This is a genomic window from Aquiflexum sp. (genome assembly GCF_041749095.1).
Taxonomy (GTDB): Bacteria; Bacteroidota; Bacteroidia; order Cytophagales; family Cyclobacteriaceae; genus Aquiflexum.
Window position 1 is genome coordinate 1 of the sequence record NZ_JBGTCA010000306.1, and the last position, 22,975, is coordinate 22,975.

20 protein-coding genes are annotated in these 22,975 nt (G+C 39.6%); 10 read left to right on the forward strand and 10 right to left on the reverse strand.

Annotation, left to right across the window (positions count from 1 at the left end):
- Together metG and ACEW8O_RS14000 are read right to left on the reverse strand one after the other, a co-directional pair.
- Positions 1 to 1,550: methionine--tRNA ligase (metG, locus tag ACEW8O_RS13995; RefSeq protein WP_373495247.1), on the reverse strand; the 1,550-nt coding region annotated here is incomplete at its 3' end.
- Positions 1,551 to 1,598: 48 nt separating this feature from the next.
- Positions 1,599 to 2,231, reverse strand: coding sequence for a TetR/AcrR family transcriptional regulator (locus ACEW8O_RS14000; protein WP_373495248.1), 633 nt, complete (start codon positions 2,229 to 2,231; stop codon positions 1,599 to 1,601).
- Between the two features lie 147 nt (positions 2,232 to 2,378).
- On the opposite strand from ACEW8O_RS14000, the gene ligA reads away from it, so the two are divergent.
- The 7 genes from ligA to ACEW8O_RS14035 all read left to right on the forward strand — a co-directional run bounded on the left by ligA (position 2,379) and on the right by ACEW8O_RS14035 (position 9,912).
- Positions 2,379 to 4,844 carry an NAD-dependent DNA ligase LigA gene (gene ligA, locus ACEW8O_RS14005; protein WP_373495249.1) on the forward strand — a complete coding sequence of 822 codons (2,466 nt, stop codon included), beginning with the start codon at positions 2,379 to 2,381 and terminating at the stop codon, positions 4,842 to 4,844.
- Positions 4,841 to 5,341 (forward strand): DUF6913 domain-containing protein, encoded by a 501-nt coding sequence (locus ACEW8O_RS14010; RefSeq protein WP_373495250.1) that lies wholly within the window; start codon positions 4,841 to 4,843, stop codon positions 5,339 to 5,341. The genes ligA and ACEW8O_RS14010 overlap by 4 nt, the downstream gene beginning before the upstream one ends.
- Positions 5,335 to 6,189 carry a 4-hydroxy-tetrahydrodipicolinate synthase gene (gene dapA, locus ACEW8O_RS14015; RefSeq protein WP_373495251.1) on the forward strand — a complete coding sequence of 285 codons (855 nt, stop codon included), beginning with the start codon at positions 5,335 to 5,337 and terminating at the stop codon, positions 6,187 to 6,189. The genes ACEW8O_RS14010 and dapA overlap by 7 nt, the downstream gene beginning before the upstream one ends.
- 101 nt (positions 6,190 to 6,290) lie before the next feature.
- Positions 6,291 to 7,607 carry an exodeoxyribonuclease VII large subunit gene (gene xseA / locus ACEW8O_RS14020; protein ID WP_373495252.1) on the forward strand — a complete coding sequence of 439 codons (1,317 nt, stop codon included), beginning with the start codon at positions 6,291 to 6,293 and terminating at the stop codon, positions 7,605 to 7,607.
- Positions 7,597 to 7,803, forward strand: a complete 207-nt coding sequence (xseB, locus tag ACEW8O_RS14025; protein ID WP_373495253.1) for an exodeoxyribonuclease VII small subunit — start codon at positions 7,597 to 7,599, stop codon at positions 7,801 to 7,803. Before xseA ends, xseB begins: the two co-directional genes overlap by 11 nt.
- A 103-nt stretch (positions 7,804 to 7,906) precedes the next feature.
- Positions 7,907 to 8,614 (forward strand): hypothetical protein, encoded by a 708-nt coding sequence (locus ACEW8O_RS14030; protein ID WP_373495254.1) that lies wholly within the window; start codon positions 7,907 to 7,909, stop codon positions 8,612 to 8,614.
- 233 nt (positions 8,615 to 8,847) lie between these two features.
- Positions 8,848 to 9,912, forward strand: a complete 1,065-nt coding sequence (locus ACEW8O_RS14035; RefSeq protein WP_373495255.1) for a WD40/YVTN/BNR-like repeat-containing protein — start codon at positions 8,848 to 8,850, stop codon at positions 9,910 to 9,912.
- A gap of 385 nt (positions 9,913 to 10,297) precedes the next feature.
- On the opposite strand, the gene ACEW8O_RS14040 is transcribed toward ACEW8O_RS14035, so the two are convergent.
- The 6 genes from ACEW8O_RS14040 to ACEW8O_RS14065 form a co-directional block, all read right to left on the reverse strand.
- The gene (locus ACEW8O_RS14040) at positions 10,298 to 10,795 is read right to left on the reverse strand and encodes a UpxY family transcription antiterminator (protein ID WP_373495256.1); all 498 of its coding nucleotides are present in this window, start codon (positions 10,793 to 10,795) and stop codon (positions 10,298 to 10,300) included.
- Between the two features lie 240 nt (positions 10,796 to 11,035).
- The gene (locus ACEW8O_RS14045; RefSeq protein ID WP_373495257.1) at positions 11,036 to 14,443 is read right to left on the reverse strand and encodes an efflux RND transporter permease subunit; all 3,408 of its coding nucleotides are present in this window, start codon (positions 14,441 to 14,443) and stop codon (positions 11,036 to 11,038) included.
- Between the two features lie 7 nt (positions 14,444 to 14,450).
- Entirely contained in the window at positions 14,451 to 15,578 is a 1,128-nt protein-coding gene (locus ACEW8O_RS14050; protein ID WP_373495258.1) for an efflux RND transporter periplasmic adaptor subunit, read from the reverse strand.
- 31 nt (positions 15,579 to 15,609) lie between these two features.
- Positions 15,610 to 16,995 carry a TolC family protein gene (locus ACEW8O_RS14055; RefSeq protein ID WP_373495259.1) on the reverse strand — a complete coding sequence of 462 codons (1,386 nt, stop codon included), beginning with the start codon at positions 16,993 to 16,995 and terminating at the stop codon, positions 15,610 to 15,612.
- Positions 16,979 to 17,602: a TetR/AcrR family transcriptional regulator gene (locus tag ACEW8O_RS14060; RefSeq protein ID WP_373495260.1), complete on the reverse strand. Its 624-nt coding sequence runs from the start codon at positions 17,600 to 17,602 to the stop codon at positions 16,979 to 16,981. Before ACEW8O_RS14060 ends, ACEW8O_RS14055 begins: the two co-directional genes overlap by 17 nt.
- A gap of 99 nt (positions 17,603 to 17,701) precedes the next feature.
- Positions 17,702 to 17,866, reverse strand: coding sequence for a hypothetical protein (locus ACEW8O_RS14065; RefSeq protein ID WP_373495261.1), 165 nt, complete (start codon positions 17,864 to 17,866; stop codon positions 17,702 to 17,704).
- Between the two features lie 5 nt (positions 17,867 to 17,871).
- On the opposite strand from ACEW8O_RS14065, the gene ACEW8O_RS14070 reads away from it, so the two are divergent.
- Positions 17,872 to 18,675 (forward strand): alpha/beta fold hydrolase, encoded by an 804-nt coding sequence (locus ACEW8O_RS14070; protein WP_373495262.1) that lies wholly within the window; start codon positions 17,872 to 17,874, stop codon positions 18,673 to 18,675.
- A 58-nt stretch (positions 18,676 to 18,733) separates the two neighbouring features.
- A complete protein-coding gene (locus ACEW8O_RS14075; RefSeq protein WP_373495263.1) occupies positions 18,734 to 19,276 on the forward strand; it encodes an SRPBCC family protein in 543 nt (180 codons plus the stop codon).
- 445 nt (positions 19,277 to 19,721) lie between these two features.
- Here the strand turns inward: ACEW8O_RS14075 and ACEW8O_RS14080 are convergent, their stop codons facing one another.
- Together ACEW8O_RS14080 and ACEW8O_RS14085 are read right to left on the reverse strand one after the other, a co-directional pair.
- Positions 19,722 to 21,059: a S41 family peptidase gene (locus ACEW8O_RS14080; protein WP_373495264.1), complete on the reverse strand. Its 1,338-nt coding sequence runs from the start codon at positions 21,057 to 21,059 to the stop codon at positions 19,722 to 19,724.
- Positions 21,060 to 21,107: 48 nt separating this feature from the next.
- Positions 21,108 to 21,497 carry a Dabb family protein gene (locus ACEW8O_RS14085; RefSeq protein ID WP_373495265.1) on the reverse strand — a complete coding sequence of 130 codons (390 nt, stop codon included), beginning with the start codon at positions 21,495 to 21,497 and terminating at the stop codon, positions 21,108 to 21,110.
- Positions 21,498 to 21,574: 77 nt separating this feature from the next.
- On the opposite strand from ACEW8O_RS14085, the gene ACEW8O_RS14090 reads away from it, so the two are divergent.
- Positions 21,575 to 22,561 (forward strand): aldo/keto reductase, encoded by a 987-nt coding sequence (locus tag ACEW8O_RS14090; protein WP_373495266.1) that lies wholly within the window; start codon positions 21,575 to 21,577, stop codon positions 22,559 to 22,561.
- Positions 22,562 to 22,975 lie beyond the last annotated feature (414 nt).

The window sequence follows — 22,975 nt, forward strand, 5'->3', positions numbered from 1 at the left end:
TTGAACATGCCATATATTTTGTCTGATGTAAATGGTAGAAAAGGTTCTGCAACAATCGCGAGATTTGCGGCTATATTCAGCGCAATGTTCAGTATAGTGCCTGTTCTTTCTTTGTCCTCTTTGATTGTTTTCCAGGGTTCAGTTTCAGCCAGATATTTATTGCCTGTTCTTGCAAAGTCCATCACTATCGACAAAGCTTCCCGAAACCTATACCGCTCAATAGAAGCGGCAATCTTCTCCGGAAACTCCCTGATATTCTCTAAAGCATCCCTATCCAAATCATTGATTTCTCCCAAGGCAGGCACTTTACCCTCAAAGAACTTGTGGGTAAGTACCACAGCCCTGTTCACAAAATTTCCGAATATGGCAACCAGTTCTGAATTATTTCTGGACTGAAAATCTTTCCAGGTAAAATCATTGTCTTTTGTTTCGGGAGCATTTGCAGTGAGCACATACCTCAACACATCCTGTTTATCAGGAAACTCCACCAAATATTCATGCAACCAAACTGCCCAGTTTCTTGAAGTGGAAATCTTGTCTCCCTCAAGGTTCAAAAATTCATTGGCGGGCACATTATCCGGTAAAATATATTCTCCGTGGGTTTTCAGAATTGCAGGGAAAATAATACAGTGAAATACAATGTTATCCTTTCCGATGAAATGAACCAGTTTGGTATCCTTGGATTTCCAATATGGTTCCCAATCAATTCCTTTTTCTGCTGCCCATTCTTTTGTGGAAGAAATATAGCCTATCGGTGCATCAAACCAGACATAAAGGACTTTTCCTTCAGCACCTTCCACAGGTACCGGAATTCCCCAATCCATATCCCTTGTCATGGATCTTGCCTGCAACCCATCCCCTGCTTCCAACCAAGAGCGACATTGTCCAAGAACATTGTTTTTCCAGTCGTTTTGATGCTCTACCAATATCCAGTTTTTCAGAAATTCCGTGTATCGGGCGAGATCCAAAAACCAATGCTTGGTTTCCTTCAGTACAGGTGTATTTCCACTGAGTTTTGATTTGGGATTGATCAGGTCTGTCGGGCTCAAAGATGAACCGCATTTCTCACATTGATCACCGTAGGCATTTTCATTTCCACATTTTGGACAAGTACCTTCTATATACCTGTCGGCCAAAAACTGTCCCGCCTCTTCGTCATAATACTGTTCTGTGGACTGTTCCAGAAACTCCCCTTTTTCATAAAGATTCCTAAAAAAATCGGAGGCCGTTTCGTGGTGGATTTTAGCAGAGGTCCTGGAATAATGGTCAAAACTGATCCCAAACTCCAGGAAACTTTTCTTCATCTGTTCATGGTATCTGTCCACCACTTCCTGGGGAGTGACACCTTCTTTTTTGGCTTTGATAGTAATGGCAACACCATGTTCGTCAGACCCGCAGACATAGGCCACTTCTTTGCCCAATGATCTCAGGTAGCGGACATAAATATCAGATGGAATATAACATCCTGCCAAATGCCCTATATGTAACGGGCCATTGGCATAAGGTAAAGCGGCGGTAATGGTATATCTGTTGAACTTGCTGTTTTCCATAGGACGCAAATATAGAAATTAGATTGTTAGGGTGATTTGAATTAAATGTCAAATTTGACGGAGTTCTCTTTGGGCTTCCTCAGTAAGTATTCCGGAATAAATAATCTGTATGGCCTGATCATAAATCTGGGCAGGACTGAGATTAAAACCCGCCCTCATTTCGTCCGGAAACTGGCTTAAAAATTTATTGTCTATCAAATTCTGTATGGCTGATGTATATACAAAGACTACAAAGGCAACATTGGTATTTGGAAGGACATAGCCTTTTTTGATCCCTTCCTGGATCAGTTTCTGAAACCTGAGGTATCCTGATTCTCTGATATAATCCAATAATTCTTTCCAAATTTCGGGAGCAAATTCGTTTAGCTCATCTAATATTTTTGGATTGATGGGGGCGATATCCTTTGCTACGTCGGTCAGGAGGGATTTCAATTTTACCGTATATGGAATCATTTCATTGTCTAGGAGGGCATTGACTTTGATGGAAAGCTTGTTGGTAAGCATGTCAAATGCAGCGCCCAGAAGTTCCAATTTCCCGGGAAAATATTTGTATAAAGTCTTTTTGCTGATACCCAGTTCCTGGGCGATTTCATCCATAGTTGTATTCTTATAACCTTTTTCAATAAAAAAATTGTAGGCTACTTGTAGGATTTTGGCTTCTATTTCAGACTTTTTACTCATCGTACAGAATATCCTCACAAATATAGGGATTCCCATTCACTTAAACCCAATTACATAAAATCCCAAGCTACTTGAAGTATTGCTTTGTGTTTCTACCTACAAAAGTTAATTTTGGTCACCATTTATTTGTATTTCCCAAATCACAATATGATAACACCAATAGAGGCTCAGGCACGGATAGCTGATCTCAGTAAGCAGATCAATTACCACAACTTCCTTTACTATCAGGAAGACCGTACTGAAATATCTGATTTTGAGTTTGACAAGCTATTGGAAGAACTTATCCAATTGGAAAGACAATTCCCCGAGTACCTTGAGCCCGACAGTCCCAGTCAAAGAGTGGGCGGCGCCATCACCAAAGAATTTGAGACTGCAGAGCATCAATCACGGATGCTATCATTGGGCAACACCTACTCCGAGGAAGAACTGTTGGCTTTTGATGAAAGGGTGGCAAAAGGACTTGAGCATAGAAATTATGAGTATTTCTGCGAACTTAAATTTGATGGTGTGGCCATTTCATTGGTGTATGAAAATGGAAAACTTATCGGGGCCGTCACCCGGGGAGATGGCACAAGAGGTGATGTGGTCACTGAAAATATCAAAACGATCAGAAATATCCCTTTAAGAATTCATGGGGAAAATATTCCTGAAAAATTCGAAGTGAGGGGTGAAATATTCCTTCCCCTGCGGGAATTCAATAAAATCAATCAGGAACGGGAAGAAAATGGAGATACCCTACTCGCCAATCCTCGGAATGCCGCATCAGGAACAGTTAAAATGCAGGACAGCAGCATTGTGGCCAAAAGAAGGCTCAATTGTTACTTCTACCAACTTATAGGAAGTGAACTTTCTGTCAACAGTCATGATGAAGCCATTCATTTGATTGAAAAATGGGGATTCAATGTTTCCCCAACTTATGCCAAATGTGAAAGCATCCGGGAGGTGCTCTCTTATATCGAAGATTGGAAAGAAAAAAGATTTGACCTGCCTTTGGAAACGGATGGGGTGGTATTGAAAATCAATAATTATGACCAAAGGGAGGAACTTGGCTTTACTGCCAAAATCCCAAAATGGGCCATTGCCTACAAATACAAAGCAGAAAGTGTTGAAAGCCAACTCTTGTCCATTACATATCAGGTAGGGCGAACCGGTGCCATCACTCCCGTTGCTAACTTATCCCCTGTTCACTTGGCAGGTACTACCGTCAAAAGGGCCTCTCTTCACAATGCCAATGAAATCGAAAGACTGGAACTACATGAAGGAGATACCGTCTTTGTGGAAAAAGGAGGTGAAATCATACCGAAAATCACCGCTGTTTCAACTACCAAAAGAAAAGTAGGTGCCAAACCCATTCAATATATCGACCACTGTCCCGAGTGCAGTACTCCCTTGGAAAGAAATGAAGGTGAAGCAAAACATTTTTGTCCTAATGCAGCCAATTGTCCTCCGCAGATTTTGGGAAGGATTGAGCATTTTGTACATAAAAGAGCCATGGATATAGATTCAATGGGGACAGAAAGAATAAGGACCCTTATTGACCAAAGATATATTGAAAATCCGGCAGATATTTATGACTTAGAGGAAATCCAGGACCAATTGTTGGGACTGGAAATGAGTCAGGATCAATACCAAAAAACCGATGATGGCATTCTGTACATTTCACTGACCAAATCATTCTTTGCATTGACTGAAGGAATATCCCTCACTGCCATACAGAAATTCTGTGAAGGACAGATGGAAATTCCTCTGGAAAAAATACTGGAAAACTTCAAATCTTTTATCCGGACTTCCAATAAAAAAGTTGCACAGAATATCGCAACCATTGCCAAACTAGAGAAGGTACTGCAAAGTTCAGGCATTCCGAAACTGGAAGATTACCTACCTGTTTCTGTCGTACTGTACCTTTTGGTGGGCAATCAAGCAAACTTGGAGGAATTAAAAGCTGCTGCACAGCATGAAGGAACTGTGCATGGAATCATGTTGAAAATGAAACTGAACCTGACAGGAGAACAGGAGGAAAGGATTAAAAAACTGAAAGCCAACACATTTCAGGAAGGAGTCATCTCAAATATGATTGAAGGAATCAATGCATCCAAGTCCCAATCATTTGAGAAGGTTATTTTTGCCCTAGGTATCAGAAATATAGGTGAAAATACGGCACAGATTCTGGCCAAACATTTCAAAACCATTGATGCCCTTTCCAATGCCTGTTCCGAAGATTTACTTGCTGTCAATGGTGTGGGTGAAACCTTGGTCAACAGTATTCAGGATTATTTCTCTGAAAAAGCAAATTTAGTAATGATACAAAGACTGAGGGAAAAGGGCTTGAACTTTAAAGTAACAGAAACAGAGAAAGAATTGCTTGGCAATAGTCTTCAGGGAATGAAAATATTGGCCTCAGGAAAACTGAATCATTTCAAACGAGATGAAATCATTGATTTTATTGAAGCAAATGGCGGGCAATACCTGAAGGCTGTATCAAAGGGATTGGATTTTATAATTGAAGGAGAAGATATGGGACCAAGTAAAAAAGAGAAAGCCCAAAAATTAGGTATTAAGATGATCTCAGAGGAAGAGTTTCTGAGTATGGTCGGTAAAACCATAGAGACATGAAATTTATCAAAAACCTGTTTATAAACTTTCAGCTCAAAAATTCTTTGAAAAGGAAGAGAGGCTATGATGTCAAAGTTCCGGCAAATCCCAAATGCGTTGGGATACTTGCTGAAAATGAAGATGAATTTGTTGTGACCAAAGAGTTTATCAGAAGTCTTTGGGGATATCAGGTAAGAATTATTGGATTTTATTACCATGAGCAAAATCAGGAAACAGAATCAATTTCACATAAACATTTTTCACTGACAGGACTTCCAGGCGATTATTGCAATGGGTTTTTGGATGAAAAATTGGATTTTATTTTGGTGCCTTCTTTATCCCTTAATCCATATTTGCGTTATTTGCTACTCAATAACCGAAGCAGGTTCAAAATGGGCTTTCTTTCAGATGAAAACAAAACCTACCTTGACTTCATGATCAAAATGGAAGGCAATGGTCTGAATGAAAACCTGATCAATTTGATGGCCTATTTTGAAAAACTAAAACAAGCATGTTGAAACTACACGGAACAGGGGTTGCATTGATTACTCCTTTCAATGAGAATAGCAGTATAGATTTCCCTGGATTGGAGAAATTAATTGACCACGTCATCACCGGTGGCGTGGATTATTTGGTCGTATCGGGCACAACCGCTGAAAGCGCCACTTTATCGAAAACAGAAAAAAAAGAAGTTCTTGAAGCTTGTATCAAATTCAATGCAGGAAGATTGCCGATTGTACTTGGAATAGGTGGAAACAATACCCAAGCAATCTTAGATGAAATAGATGACACTGATTTTTCCCAAATTGATGCTATTCTTTCCGTAAGCCCCTATTACAACAAACCGACCCAACCTGGAATCATAGCTCATTATACATCTATTGCAGATCATTGTCCTGTTCCCGTCATTCTATACAATGTACCGGGAAGAACAATGTCCAATGTCACATTCCAGACCACCGTTCAGCTGTCCCAACATCCCAATATCATCGGCATGAAAGAGGCAAGTGGGGACCTTTCCCAATGTATGAGGATTGCAGCACGGATGCCGGATGATTTCCTGTTGATTTCTGGAGATGATATTTTGACACCTTCGATGCGGGTCATTGGTGGGGCTGGCGTAATTTCAGTTTTGGCCAACGCCTATCCTGAAATCTTCAAAACCATCTGCCATGGTAGCTTAGAGGAAGCAAAACTTGCTGCCTTTAGACTTTTGGACATTAATCCTTTAATGTATGAGGAAAGCAATCCTGTAGGTTTGAAATGTCTGATGAAAGAATTGGGAATCTGTGGGGATACGGTAAGATTGCCCCTAGTGCCCGCATCCGAAAGTTTAAAGGAAAGAATCAAACAATTATTATTATAAGCGGGAACCTTCCAGAATCTGAATAATACAAACTAATCCAAGACTGGTTTATAATTAGCAGCATTCTTCGGTCTTCCGTCTCCCGTCTCCAGTCTTCCACCATGCAATCAGCCATCTCCCTTTTAGAACTCAATCAATTGGTCAAAATGACATTGGAGACCCAATTGGAACCGACCTATTGGGTAGTGGCTGAGATAGGCGAACTCAAACAGGCCGGTCAGGGCCATGCTTATTTGGATTTGGTCGAAAAACAAGGGAATACCATTTTGGCTAAAATGAGGGCCAATATTTGGTCTTACTCCTACCGTGGGATTTCAGGCAGATTTCAGGCTGTCACAGGCCAAAGTCTTAAATCCGGAATGAAAGTCCTGGCACAGGTCACGGTAACTTTTCATGAAATCTACAGCATCAGTCTGAACGTCAAGGACATTGACCCGAATTTTACCTTGGGCGAAAGGGCGAAAATAAGGCAGGAGGTAATTGAAAGGTTGGGACGTGAAGGAATGATGGATCTGAATAAAAGACTTTTGCTTCCGATGGTACCCCAAAACATCGCCGTAATAAGTTCTGCCTCTGCTGCCGGTTACGGTGATTTTATAAATCAGCTGGAGAACAACCGCTTTGGATATAAAGTAGTCAGCAAATTATATCAAGCCACCTTACAGGGTTCGGAGGCAGTCAACACACTGCTCCATGCTTTCAAAAATGTCTTTATGGATCATCCTAAAGATAAATTTGACGCCTTAGTGCTGATCCGGGGCGGAGGTGCACAATTGGACCTGGACTGTTTTGATGATTATTCTTTGGCCCTTGAGATCGCCAAAAGTCATATCCCTGTTATTACAGGTATAGGTCATGAACGGGACGAGACCATCGCAGACATGGTTGCACATACCAAAATGAAAACGCCAACTGCTGTAGCTGAATTTATTCTCTCCGGATTCAGGGAATTTGAGGAAAGATTGCATGACCTGTTAAAAATCCTGAATAGGAACTGCTCACAGCAATTGAACTGGGAAGATAGAAGATTATTGGATCTGGAAAATCGATTGAAAATTCAGACCAGGAATATATTAAGCCGAGAGTCTGAAAAGTTGACCGGCAAATTACGCCAAGTCAGAATATCATCAGCCGGACTTTTGAAATTGGAACAGGTCAAAGTTGCCAACATGAATCTCAGTCTTCAAAAAACTTTGAAATCGCAGATTGAGCAACAATCCAGAAAACTTGAACAACTGGAAAAAGACATCCAAAAATCGGATCCCAATACATTTTTCCAAAAAGGATATACACGGACGGAAATTAATGGATTACCCCTTCATAAACTGGCACCCGAGAAAGGACAGGAAATCAGGACTTATCTTCTGGATAAAACCATAAAAAGTATCATCAACGAAATTGAAGAACATGGAAAATAAAATTATCGGTTACGACAAAGCTGTTGCGAGAATTGAGGAAATCGTAAATCTTCTTGAAAGTGGAGAAAAAGGAATGGACGAACTTTCTGACCTGGTCAAAGAAGCTACGACTTTGGTGAAGATTTGTAAAAACAAGTTAAGAACCACAGAAAGTGAGATCTCCAAGGCATTGGAGGATAATGAGGAAAACCATTGATATTTGGAATATTTTTTTAATTTTAAGCATCTATCTCTAAGTTCAGACCAAGGATTGGCAGGTGCTGCATTTTTGGTTTGATGTACTACAATTTTCCGCAAAAATGAAAATTTCAGCTTTAACACCATTGTTTGCCTTTTTTATAGGCTGTTTATTTTTTTCAACATTTTGTCAGGCCCAAAGCTTTTATCGTGATGGAAATTTAAGGACAAATTCAATCTTGGTCGGTGCGGGTCCTTCTTTTATGTATGCCGACAATGGAGGTATATTCAATGAGAGTAATTTCAACTGGAATCCGGCCATTTCATTGGCTTTCAATAAAAAAGTGCATAACAGAATTGCCCTCCAAGTTACTGGTGGTGTGCAGTTTGTCCAAAGTGGTGGTAGATTCAGAGACTACGCCATGAAAAGCTGGGAAGAAGCAGGAGGTGCATTTAGGTTTAAAGGTCAGGCGTACTTTGCAGATTTGATGCCTATTTTCTATGTGATCCCTTATGACAACCATATGAACAGGGGCAGGTTCAATACCTATTTCGGTTCAGGTATCGGTGTTGTCCATGTCAATAGAAAAGAGGCTTTTTCTTTTGACCCGGCAGCACCGGAGTTTTCTGCCCAGGCCACTACTCCCTATATTCCGGTTCTTGTAGGATTTAGCTATAGTTTGGATCAGTTCTCCGATCTTTCATTGGAAATCAAAGGACTGTTCACTTTTTCAGATAAACTTGATGGCAACGTTGGTTACAACCTATTCAACGACCACCTATTCCAAACCCAGATTGTTTACAAAAGGCTATTGAGAAGTTCATATTGACAAGTAGGTTACTCTTACATTTCAAATTAAATGTTAAAGAAAGAAACCTGCCAGGTTTGTGTTGTGGATAGCCTCAGATTAACAGTTTAAAGGGTGAAAAACCTGGCAGGTTTAAGCCCATTCCCAAACATGACAAAGTAGGATAATTTTTTTTCCAATTTTGTCGCATTTTTATAGTCAGTCACGTCCTATAGAAAACTGACCAATTATTAATTCAAAAAAACAAAACCACTATGAAATTCAGAACTTCATTTTACATGATTTTGCTCTTACTTATTTCAATGTCCTGCAGAGAGGATGGACTGGACATTGAAACCAATGTATTTACCCTTAACTCATTGGGATTGGTAAATACCACTGTCAATCAATTGGTACTCAAAGACAACCGGTTGTACGCCATGACCACCAAAGGTATTTATGTCAAAAACATCAATGAGCAGGGGAACTTCCGATTGTTGGGCTTTGAAGGTGAGAATATAGAAGATGCCGTGATTTTTTCGGAAAATGATATCTTAGTTTCATTTAGGGATATTGTGTTTTTTTCCGAAAAAGAACCCGCACTGTACCGGACATTAAATGGAGGAGAGTCCTGGGCGAAATTAGAAACCAATTTTGGAGGCGGTGAATTTCCAGAGGCCATTCATGATTTTGAAGTACATCCTACCAATCCAAACCTGATCTATGCAACGGGTAATCAGGTCATTGCCAAATCATCGGATTTCGGGGTCACTTGGGAACCTGTTTGGGGAGACTGGCAGATTTTTGCAAACCGGATGCGGGTATTTGTCAATCCCTTCGCCCCTAATGAAATATGGGCGGGTGGACAAGGGGCCATTGAAAACGGGTTTTTGGTCTATATCAAAGGAGAAGAAGAACAAAATCAATGGAATGGTCTGGTTCCCAACCCCACAGTTGTCAAAAAAGTGGTTTTTGACAATCAATCTCCCCAGGGCATTTACGTAGGCTGGGAAGGAGAACTTGCCAAGACCACTGATAAGGGGGCAACTTGGCAGACCCTATTTGACCGCCACGAGGAAGCCCACTTTTTTATGGGTATAGGAATAAGCCAAAATGACCCGAATCTTGTATTCACAGGCAAATGGATCAAAATCGAAGACCCTCAACCTCTTGAACTGTACTACAGTCAGGACAAAGGCAGTACCTGGAAAACCAAGAATTTTCCCGGCGTAGAATTCGGAGGCGTCTATGATCTAATTGTCAAAAGTGAATCCGGTAGGGAGCGGATTTTTGTCGGTCTGGACAAAGGAGGCGTTTATGAAATTATCATGAGCAGGTAAATAGCAACTTAGAACCGCAACTTGAAAATTATGAACCGATAAGGATTATCCTCCAAAAATGTAAAAGATCCTAAAGCAACAAACAGAAAAGGCCGATAGTTGAGGGGAATCATGATTTTTCCAATAAATTAACCAACCTAAAATCCTGTAGATTTTAAGTTGGTTAATTTATTTCTACTCTATTTCAACCTTGTTTCAATTTCAACCATTTTTCACAGCTTACTTTTTGATTCTTGGCTCCCCGATAATCGGGGCAGGAATTGGTTCTTGGTTCTTGTTTCTCACTCACCTCTCGTTTCTCGGCTCTTGTTTCTTGGTTCTCGTCTCTTGGTTCTCATATCTCAAATCTCACATCTCACATCTCACATCTAGCGTCTCCCATCTCTCAAACCACCTGCAAAAATTTCCTTTCAATGCTCACCAACAAATTCTGATTGATTCCCGGGACCCTGATGATAAAATAATCGCTATTGCCTTTATTGACACATTCCCCTTCCATTCCCTGCAAAGGACCTCCAAGAATCTTTACCTGCTCACCTTTGGCAATTTCAGATCCGTCTGTTTCAACGGCAACTCCGGTATCCAAAATACGCTGAATTGTATCGATCTCCTCTTGCCTTACAGTAGCATGTTCACCTGAAAAATTCACAAACTTCACAGCACCGGGAACCTGAAGCGTCTCCCATAAATTGGGTTTGGTTGTTTTTACAAATACATATCCGTTGAACAAGGCTTTTTGGACTTTCTTTTTCCGATCGCTCCATTGCCTTAATTCCTCAATCATAGGAAGATATACTTCCAAACCCCTCTCCATTAATCTTTGAGCTACTTTCTTTTCTGATCTTGAGGTTGTGTACAATACAAACCACTTCAATTCCGCCATATAAAAATTATTTTCAATTTGTAAAAATATGGATTTCTAAAGAACTAAAGCAGCCTATTTCATTTTTTGGATGGAATAAATCCAATGAATAACTTGAATTTTTTTTTAAATGTTAATTTATCTTAAAAGTGTCAATCTAGTCAATTTCACTTCCAGAATTAGCCCTAAAAATCAAAAACCTCCGGGATAATACCCCGGAGGTTTAAACATTTAAAAACCACCAACCTTTATTTAATCATGCTATTTCAATCTACGAATCAACATGTTTAATTTATCTGCCAATAGATACATGACAGGTACAATTACTAACGTCAGGAAGGTTGCAAAGGTTAGACCAAATATTACCGTCCAAGCCATTGGTCCCCAGAAGTCAGCATTATCTCCACCCACAAAAAACTGTGGGTCAAAAGAGCTCAACAAAGTCCCAAAATTGATATTCATTCCTATAGCCAAAGGTATCAAACCCAAAACTGTTGTGACGGCTGTCAACAATACAGGTCTCAATCTAGTCTTGCCTCCGGAAACGATACTGTTCAATAATTCATTAAATGGCAGAAATTCTCCTTCAGGGGTATTAAGTTCCACTCTTCGTCTTTCTCTTACCAGATTGGTGTAATCTATCAATACAATCGCATTGTTTACCACCACACCTGCCAGTGAAATAATACCAATACCTGTCATAATAATCACAAAATCCATATTGAAAATCACAAGTCCCAAGAAAACACCAATTGTACTCAATACCACAGAAGCCAAAATGATAAAAGGAGTAGTCACTGAATTGAACTGGGCTACGATGATCAGGAATATGACAGACACTGCTATAAATAATGCCCTCATTAAAAAGGCCTGTGACTTGGCCTGTTCTTCCTGTTCGCCGGTAAACTTGACGGTAATACCTTCCGGCACCTCAGTCTGGGCGACCAAATCCTTCAATTGATCATTTATCTCAGTTGGATTATATCCATCAGTCACATTGGAGAAAATTGAAATCACTTTGTTGAGATCTTTTCTCTTGACCGAACCATAGGTAGAACCGTATTCCAGTTCAGCTACAGCAGAAATAGGTACCTCTTTCTTGTTTCCTAATTTATCCCTGAAATTGATTTTTTTATTGATCAAAGAAGAAAGGTCATAGCGGTATTCGTCTTTAAGTCTCAATTGGATTGGATAATCCTCCTCTCCTTCTTTATACTTCGAAACTTCCAGTCCAAACAAAGCCGTCCTCAATTCATTTGCAATGGAAGTGGTGGACAATCCAAACCTCCTGGCTTTTTCCCTGTCAATTTTAAGCAAAACTTCCGGACTCCCAAGTTCCAGATCAGTTTTCAATTCCTCAATTCCCGGAATATTAGAATTGGCAAGATAATCCCTGAATCCTCTCACATAATCGATCAGTTTTTCATAGTCTTCACCACTTACCTCAATATTGACAGCTTTGCCGACAGGAGGGCCAACCAATTCCTTATCAACAGTGATCAAAACGCCAGGATATTTTTCAACTATATCCCGGATTTCTCCCATGATTTTATTGGTATTGATCCCCTTTCGAAACTGATATTCCACAAAACTGATGGTGATTTTTGCCTTATTCGGTGTATTTCCTGTACTGGGTCCCATTGCCTGATCTCCTGCACCTTGACCTACTTGCGTGATTACTGCATCTACAATATTGTGGTAAGGTTCCAATACCTGCAACAGCTCTTCCTCCATTTCCAACATAAAATCATTGGTCGCCTCAGTATCGGTACCGATCGGATTCTCAATAAAAACATTTACCAAAGCAGGTTCATTGTCCGGGAAGAAGAGGACTTTTGGAGCCCGTATGTACAACAATCCCAGAGACAAAACCAAAAGTAAAAGGGTGCCTCCAAAGAAATAATAGGGTCTTTTACCTCTCAAAGCATAATTAAGCGTCTTTTCATATTGGTTTTCCAGATATACCAAAAACTCATTCTGAAACCAACGTATAGCACCTCTTAAAACAAAAACATTGAATACAGTCAATATTGCAACAATCATAAAGAGATTTCCGAAAGTCAGGGAACCGGCCAGGTACGAAATGATGGCCATTACGGAAAATATCAGGGCTATCAACAGCGGTTTCTTTTTTGGCTTGAACCTGTCAAAATCCTGGACTTTCATATACAATGAAGTCAATACAGGATTCACTACCAAGGCTACAAACAAAGAAGATGAAAGTACGATAATCAGCGTAATCGGCAGGTATTTCATAAACTCCCCGATCAGGTCATCCCAAAAAGCCAAAGGAAGAAATGCTGCCAAAGTGGTAGCCGTGGAAGTAATGATTGGCCATGCTACTTCACCAACTCCTTCTTTTGCTGCCCTAATAGGCGATTTTCCTTCCTGCATCAACCGGTAAATGTTTTCCACCACCACGATACCGTTATCCACCAACATTCCCAATGCAAGAATCAGGGCAAACAGCACCATCAAATTGAGTGTAATGCCCAATGAATTCAGAATCAAAAATGAAATAAACATGGAAAGCGGAATTGCAATCCCCACAAAAAGAGCATTACGGAATCCCAGAAAAAACATCAAAACCAGAACGACCAGGATTACTCCAAAGATGATACTGTTTTCAAGGTCACTGACTTGGGACCTGGTTCTTGTTGATTGGTCGTTGGTCACAGAAATCTGAAGATCACTTGGAAACCTGTCCGCTTTTGCTTTTTGCAGAATGTCCTTTATTTTGTCTGAGGCATCCAAAAGATTTTCCCCGCTTCTTTTGACCACATTCACTGTGACTACAGGAAGTTTACTGCTCCTGGCATAGCTTTCTCTTTCTTTGTAGGTATCGATGACCTCAGCAACATCTGACAAATAAACGATCTTGTTTTCTTCTGTTTTGATGATAATGTCATTCAGTTCTCTGGGATCTTTGAATTCACCTGTGATTCTGAGCGCCCTCCGGAATTCACCTGTAAGAATATTACCACCTGAAATCGTAACATTCTCCTGAGAAACAGCTTCTGAAATATCTCCAAAGGAAACTCCCAATGCCTCCATTTTATAAATGTCTGCATCGATCCGGATTTCCCTTTCTATGGTACCACGAAGTTCAGCTTTTGAAATCTCCGGTAATTTTTCTATTTCGTCTTCCAGAAATTCCCCATATTTCTTTAATTCCTCTTCAGTATAATTACCTGAGATATTGATGTTCATGATCGGAAAATCAGAGGTGTTGATTTCAATCACATCAGGATCCTGATCAAGATCAGTTGGCAGTTCACTTTTGGATTTGTCCACCGCATCTTTGACATCCTGAATGGCCTTAGATATTTCCAATCCGGGATTGAATTCTACAACAATGGATGAAAAATCCTGCACCGAAGTGGATTTGATGCTCTTTACGTTGTTTATGGATTTGAGCTCTTTTTCAATCGGTCTGGTGATCAGGTTTTCCATATCTACGGGTGAATTGCCGGGATAGGCTGTACCCACATAAACCGTAGGGATCACTATCTCCGGGAAACTCTCCTTGGGCATGGTCTTGTAAGCCAAGAGCCCCAAAACGCTGATAATTACTACTAATATGACGACCGATGTCTGATTATCCACGGACAGGGAACTCAACCCAAATTCACGGATGATTCCTTTTTTCTTTTCTTCTACCTGCGACATAAGTCTATCATTGAGCTATGTTTACACTAAAATTATCCCCAACTTCTCTGAAGCCTTTGTCAATCAATACCTCATTTCCTGACAATCCTTCCAGTATTTCACTCACCTCTTTGTAGATCATGCCCCTTTTCACATAACGCTTTTTACTCATATCGTCTTCCACTGTAAATACATAATCACCTCTATTATCCTGTAGAATAAGATAATTAGGAATTGAAACCACATTTTCATTTTCATAATCCCTGATCCTCAAAACTGAAAGCATATTTGGTTTGGCAAAAGGTAGGTTTGGCAGAACAACCTCGACCTTGAATGTGCGGTTGTTTTGATTAATTACACCTCCTACTGCAGTAACTTTTGTTTTGAAGTTTTCATTGACAGAAGGGAAATGTATTTCAACCGAATCCCCTTTGTTCAAAACACCAATATATCTCTCTGATACATCTGCTTCAACAAAAAGATCACTGTCTCCGACGAAGTGAAACAAGGGTGTTCCAGGTTGCACTAATTCGCCTGCACGTACAAGTACTTCTTCTACTGTGCCGTTGAATGGCGCCCTGACCATAGTTCTTGATTCTTGGGTTCTCAAAGAAGAAAGATTCTTTTCAAGTGACTCCTTTCTATTTTTGGCCTCCAAAAATTGGACTTCTGTGCCAATTTGTTGTTTCCAAAGCCTTTCCTGTTTTTCGAAAATGATGGAGGCCAATTCCAATTGCTTTTCGACTTCCTCCATATTTCTTTGAATGGTTTCAGCATCTACTCTGGCAAGTACCTGACCTTTGTTGACACGCATGCCCTCAGATGCACTGACTTCCTGGATTCTTCCTGAAACTTCACCTGAAATATTCACATCTTTCTTGGAAAGCACCGAGCCTGTAACTTCTACAAAATGCTCAAAATGTCCCTTTTCAGGTCGGATTGTTGTTATCAATACTGATTTTCTATTACTAAGTCCAAATTCAGGATCTAAAGCCCCTATTTCTTTTTCAAGACTTTCAATGGAGGTCCTCAAAAGAGCAGCTTCCTGTTTCATTTTTGCCAGATCGTCTTTTTTCTGAGACAATTCGTCTTTTTGCCCACAAGATGTTGCCAAAAACACCAGGCCTATTATCAAAAGTGAAAAATTCGTTTTCATATTTAAGATTTATAATTTTTAATTAATTTTTTTACAATAATCCCAATGCCTTTTCCAAATCAACTTTGGCAATGAGCGCATCATAGAGTGCCGAAAAGTAATTTGTTTCAGCTTCCTTCAAGGCAGAATCTGCCTCAACTACTTCAAAGTTGGAACCTACTCCCTCTTGGTATTTGATTTTGGTCATTTCAAATACCTCTAAAGCCAATTCCCTATTTTCTGATTGAACATTTAAGGTTCTGATAGCATTTCTTAAAGTTGTTTTTGCCTGAATGCGCTCCAGTTCAATATTTTCTTCGATGAAATGCCGTTGATTCTCAAGTTGTCTGATCTGAACCCTGGATTGTTGAATTTTATAACTTTTATTCAAGCCATCAAAGACCGGTATATTCATTCTAAGTCCGACAAAGGAAGTTGAAAACCATCTCTCTTGATCAAAAATAGTATTGAACCGCTGGGCACCGGTTACTCTTTGAAAAGTCCCAAACGCTGAAATGTTTGGAATATACTGAACTTGGTTATTTTTCATATCGAGTTTTGTCAAATCCAAATTGGTATTAACCTGATCGATTTCCACCCTCCTGTATCCAGTATTATTGAGAAGTGATTCCAGTTCAGCTATAGTATGGACGTCAACTATTTTCTGGTTAACATTGATATCCACATTGAGAGGCATGCCTATTTGAAGCTTTAAAAGTTGCTTGCTGATTTCTTCTGCAGCTTCAATCTTATCCAACTCTGATTGTATGTTGTTTAACTGGACTTTCACCCTGCTAACATCAAGCTTTTCAACAAACCCTTCAGTGAATAGTGCTTCAGTTTCATTTAAAAGTACTTTTATTCTTTCAAGATTGGCAGAGACCAGATCTTTCCTTTCTTTATTGATCAATACTGTGAAATAGGCCTTTTTGGTAGATTCAATGATATCTATTTCGGTCTTTTCTTTGTCATATTCAGTAAGGGATTTTAAAGTTTTTGCAGCCTTAAGACCTACAAAATAAGAACCATTGAAAATCATCTGTTCCAATGAAAAAGAAAGTGATGATTGGTAGTTTACTGCAAAAGGAATCACAATAATATCATCAGGTCCGCTTCCTTGTCCGGGAGCACCATCATCGCCTCCAATCACTCCTCCGGCCTCGGCAGGAAGAATAAGTAAAGGTGGCTGAAGGTTCTTTGTCATTTCCAGTGTTCCGTTTATTTGAGGCAAACCGGCAGCCCTGTTTTCACCTATAATTCCCTTGGAAATCAATACTTCTAACTGTGCGTTCTTAGCGTCTACGTTATTTTCAAGTGCGTATCTTAGGCTTTCCTCCAATGACAACTCAATTACTTGTTGTGCTTGGGTAGCAAAGACTGCAAAAACCGCTATCAAGAATGCCAGAATCCCGGATTTTTGTTTAATTGTGGTTTTCATTTTGCTGTGTGTTTTTTTGGTTTAGGTATGCTTCTTTTCCTTTATCCGTAAAAATCCCATAAAGGAAGTGTTCGAAAATCTGCATTTGTAATTCTACATGATTGTATTTTGAGGTGGGAAACTTCAATGGATCAAAGGTTAACATCATTTGTTCCATCCGCATAAGCGCCATGATCTCGGAGTTTATTTCTTTTCTGATTACCCCTTCGGATTTACCCTTCTCCAAAAGTTCAATGATTTCGTTGACGACATGTTTGTTCTTGAATTCCTCAAACAATTGCCAACATTGAGGAAAATAGCGCTGAATTTCATGGAGAATCATGGGATTAAAATCCGAAAATCGTTTCTTGATAAATGCTGACAATCCCAAAAGATGCTCAATGACACCATCCTGATATTTGGGAATCCGGTCCATCTCTTTTTTGTCATTTTCAATGGCCAGGTCAAAGGCCTCATACACCAATTGGTTTTTGTCCGTAAATTCCTGATAGATGGTCTTTTTGGATACTCCTGCCATCCTGGCAATATCATCCATGGTGACTGACCTTACTCCAAACCTCATAAACTGCTCTGTTGCAGTCTCTATAATCTTCTCCTTTGTATCCACAGTATTTTCGATTTGAGGACAAAACTCAGGAAACTATTAATAAGTTCAAAGTTTTCTAAGTTTTTTAAGTATTTTATTTTTAATTACTGACTTAAACATTTACAAAACATAGATTACTTGTTCATTTTTGATCAATATGAAATATTTATCTGTCCGATAGCGTTCACGGCTAATAAATTCATTAATTAGATTTGGTGCGTAAATATGGAATCTCCCTACATTTGAATTGGTTACAAAGAATTCTTCGATTAAAAAAAGATTCATATAAAATGCGATTTTTATTGACTTCATCCGGTAATTTGGCTTATAGGAAATTTGGAAATGGACGTAATATCCATTTACTGTTCCATGGATTTGGTCAAAACATAAAGGCATTTGATAGTTTTCTGGTTCTTAGAAAAGAAGAGGATACCTATCTGGTTTTTGATATCTTTTTTCATGGACAAAGCACTTGGAAATCCAATAGCGAAAAGCTTACCAAAGAAATCTGGGAAGAATTCATAGCACTTCTAATGAGAAAAGAAAATATTGAGACCTTTCATCTGATCGGATATAGTATGGGTGGCAAATTCTGCCTTGTGACCTATGAATTATTTCCAACTTTGGTGAACTCTCTCACACTGATGGCTCCTGATGGAATAAAAACCGGATTTTGGTACAACATGGCTACTTTTCCGGGGATTTTAAACAGGAGTTTTAGACACGTGATCTTTCATCCGAACAGATTTTTCAAAACAGTTGACATCCTTCACAGGCTAGGTCTTTTGCAGGCCAGTTTGGTGAAATTTGTCAAGTCACAAATGCAGACCAGAACCAAAAGGGCTCAAATATATTTCACTTGGAATATTTTCAAACCAATGCAACCTGATCTGAAGCAAATTATTTATCTGCTTAATGAATTGAAGACACCCATTACTTTATTTACAGGAGAGTTCGATCAGATGGTCACTTCCGAAAATTTAGAAGAGTTCACCTCACAAATTCCGCATATCGAAAAAATAGAACTTTCCTGTGGACACAATACACTCATATCTGATACTGCTGATTATATTGCACTAAAAGAAAACAGATGATTTGGAAAAGGGATTAATGCATTTTTTATTTAACTTAAACACCCAAAATCAGCAATCCATGAAAATATTAAAAAACATGGCTATCATAATAGTCATCATTATCGCAGTCCCTTTGATAGGTGCCCTGTTCACAGCCAAGGATGTTTCGGTTGTGAGAGAAATTACCATTGACAGACCCCATCATGAGGTGTATGATTATACCAAATACCTAAAAAACCAGGACAGCTACAGCAAGTGGGCACTTATGGACCCGGACATGCAAAAGGAATATCGGGGCACTGACGGAGAGGTGGGTTTTGTTGCATCTTGGAAAAGCGAAAATCCAGATGTTGGTGCGGGAGAACAAGAGATTTTATCCATTCAGGAAGGCGAGAGAATAGATTATGCTTTGCGGTTTTTTGAACCTTTCGAATCAAATGATAAAGCTTTTATGGAATTTGAATCCATCAATGAAAACCAGACCTTGGTAAGATGGGGATATGATGGACACATGGCCTATCCCATGAATGCCATGCTATGGGTGATGGATATGGAGGCTATGGTCGGGGATGATTTCCAGACCGGACTTGAAAATCTAAAAAACATCCTCGAAAAAAACTAAAAAAACCAGCGGTATTAATTCCGCTGGTTTTTTTAAGTAATTCACTCTTTCATTTTTACCCAGTAATTTCAATGAAACTGAGTTTTTTGTCTTGATTCTAAGTCAAATCCTGAAATTACTTGATATATTTTTTGCAAATTATCCGGATTATTCAACCTCCCGATTTTCGGGACAGGCATTTCAGGGTTGACGCCTATGTTTAATCAATTCAATTCCCCGCGTTTCACACGGGGCTATTCAAAGTTCAACCCTTTCAGGGTTATTATAAAATCCTCTTGCAATCTTTATCTTTCCCTCTAAATCCCCCTAATTGAAGTTATCCCAATTGTTTCTTGGTTTCCAAATACTGGGGGCAGGCTTTGTTTCTCATCTCTCGCCTCTCGTTTCTCGCCTCTTGGTTCTTGGTTCTTGCCTCTTGGATCTTAAACCTTAAGTCTCACACATACTAATACATCGGAAACTCCTTCTGCAATCCTTCAAAAGCATCAATCATTTCCCATTTGGGTTTATAATAGTCATGCATTATCCTCCCCGAAATTGTACCATTATTGATAAAGTCCAATGCCGCTTTTATTCTTTTTTCTTCCCGATTGTCCCAATTTCTGGTCAGGTCATCCCCAACTTTAAAGTTTGCAGGAAATCCATCAAAGAAATCGGCTCTGTTTTGGGCATTGGCAGTGGCAAATGTAATGGGTACCAATTCCACATTATTGGCACTTAAGGTCCTGTTGAACGAGGATAAAGGAAAAGAACCAACAGGTTTACCATAGGTATCATCTCCTATTAAAACTACTTCCATGTAAGGTGTCAGACAATTGATCAACAATTCGGAAGCGGATGCCGAACCCCTCGAAGTTATCACAATTAACCGGTTGAGATTAAGATTCCCTGTTTTGGAGAAATTCACAGTCTTGTTAAAATTACTTTTCTTGCTGTTGTGTTTGTCCATGTACATCACTTTCCCATCAGCAGCGCTCGGAGCAATATAGTTTAAAATCTGAGCTGTGACAGCAACAGAACCTCCACCATTGTACCTTAAATCAATAACAAGCTCATCGATATTCTCTGCCATAAAGTAATTGAAACTGTCTTCCACTTCTCTGCTTCGTGTCGGTGTTAATCCTTGAGTGGCTCTAAAACTTTGATACACCCAATGTCCAACTTTTTTACTGCCTAGATCATAAACAGTTTGATGTAGCACAGAATTGGTCTGAAAAGCATCTTTAAGTATGGTACGGGTCGTTTCAGTACCATCAGGAAGCCTGAATTTAAATGTATTTGAAATTCCTTTTTCATTTGGACCCAACTGGAAATTAAACCCGCCATTGGCTGTTTTGTACTCAGATATGGCTTTACCGTTGATCTCCAAAAACTGCCATCCTCTCTGCCATCCATCTTTACCCGCAGGTCCATCTCTATAAACAAAAGTGACAAACCAATTTTCATCCTGATCAATTCCCAATCCAACACCATGTGCACCTGTTGCCTGTCCTGTAAATGCAGCATTGAAAGCTTCCCTGGTAGTCAGGTATGACCATCTGTCCAATTCTTTAAAGCGCAATGCTTCCAATACTTCTTCATTTGAAGAAAAATTAGCAGAATTGAAGGTTTCCGGTAATTTGTCCTCCCAATAATAGAATTCCTTCATGCTTTCAAAAATGGCCTGTTGGACAACATTTTCTACTTTGCCGGGATCTACATCTTCGGATTCGGGATTACAGGAAATCATAGGAGCTGCTAAAATCAGCAACATCCAAATATAAATTAAGCGGGTATTTTTCATTGACATTTTGTTCTTAGGGCAATTAACGTACTCCCGTCCGCAAATGGATCAGATTACAAAGTCATATACTTGAACTTTGTTCCATTTGTTCGAATTTTTTTCGACGAAGGCCAAGTGCATTGGATCTACCTGGTATTCATTCTGATCCTCTATACTGTCAAAAAACAAGGTACAGGATACTTGATAACTGTGGTCTACCACTGATCTTTTTTCGGTTGGCGCGGGTGTCCCCATATAAAACTTTGCCACGGTCTTGCATTTTCCCAATACTGCTGCTTCTTTTTTGAAATCATTCACATCCACATCGTCATTCAACCAGAAAAACACCTGGTGGATCATTTTTTGCTTCTTTGATTGTTCTGCCATAAGATTAATAGGTAAGGTAGCCGCTGCACCGGCGACTGTTAAGGTTTGTAGAAATTTTCTTCTTGATTTCATTGCGAAATTTTTAAGGAACTAAAGATAAAGATTTAAATTGCTTTCTGGAATAAACATTCAAATTTATCAATTCAATTATGGAAAATAGAATTTTGGGGAAAACGGAATGGATGGTTTCTGAAATATCCCTAGGTACTTGGCAGGTAGGTGGCGGATGGGGAAAACCATTCGATCAGCGAAATGCCAATGAAATCATCCATACCGCAATTGACAATGGTATTAATTTTATCGACACGGCTGATGTCTATGATGAGGGTCAGAGCGAGGCTGCTGTAGGTAAAGCCATAAAAGAAAGATCGGAAAAAATCTATGTGGCAACTAAATGCGGAAGACAGATCCAACCCCATATACCTGAAGGTTATACTACCAAAGCTTTAAGAGGTTTTGTGGAAGCATCTTTGAAAAACATGAATCTTGAAACCATAGATTTGATTCAGCTTCATTGCCCTCCCACCCCTGTTTACCAAAGAGATGATATTTTCGGGCTATTTGACAAACTTAAAGAAGAAGGCAAGATTCAGGCTCTTGGTGTAAGTGTAGAAACAGTTGAGGAAGCGATTACCGCCATGAAATATGATAATGTGTTAAGCATTCAGATCATTTTCAATATGTTCAGATTGAAACCTGCTGAGGAATTATTTACACATAAAAGCATCGATGATTTTGGGATAATCGCAAGGGTTCCATTGGCAAGCGGCCTTCTGACCGGCAAATACAACAGTGCCACCGAGTTTGCACCTGATGACCACAGGAACTTCAACCGACATGGCGAGGCTTTTGACAAGGGAGAAACATTCTCTGGGGTTGATTATGAAACAGGTTTGAAAGTTGTTGGGGAACTGAAAGCTCTTTTTGGGGAAGACACTGCCTTGTCTGAATGGGCCATCAAATGGATTTTGATGCATCCCCAGGTCAGTACCGTCATTCCGGGTGCATCCAATGTAAATCAGGTAGAATCTAATGTAAAATCCTCGGAACATCTTCCGATATCTCCCTATAAAATGGAGGCTGTCAAGGATCTTTATGAAAAATACCTGAAAGATAAAGTGCATGATTTGTGGTAGAATGGGGAAATTGGAGATTTTAGATTTTAGACGTGAGAGGCGAGAATGAGAAAGCCAACTAAAAAACACATATAAAAACAGAGGTCGTCATGCTGACGTAGCAAGCATCTCACGAGGAACAGTAAATGATAAATATTAACATATAAAGAACCTTTTGAGATCCCTCGTACCTACCATTGACATATATATCGGAGCAGCCGTCATGCTGATCCCGATAGCTATCGGGATCAGCATCTCACGAGGATCAGGAAGAGGATGATTTTGACCCCAAAAGGTTAAAGTTTTTCCAGTAATTCAACCGTCTAATTGTACCGCTGGAGATCCCTCGTGCCTACCAATGACAGATTTTGAAATTGATGGTTTAGAACTATGAATAGCATTCAAATCTTGTAAATGACTTTGCCTTGTCACCTC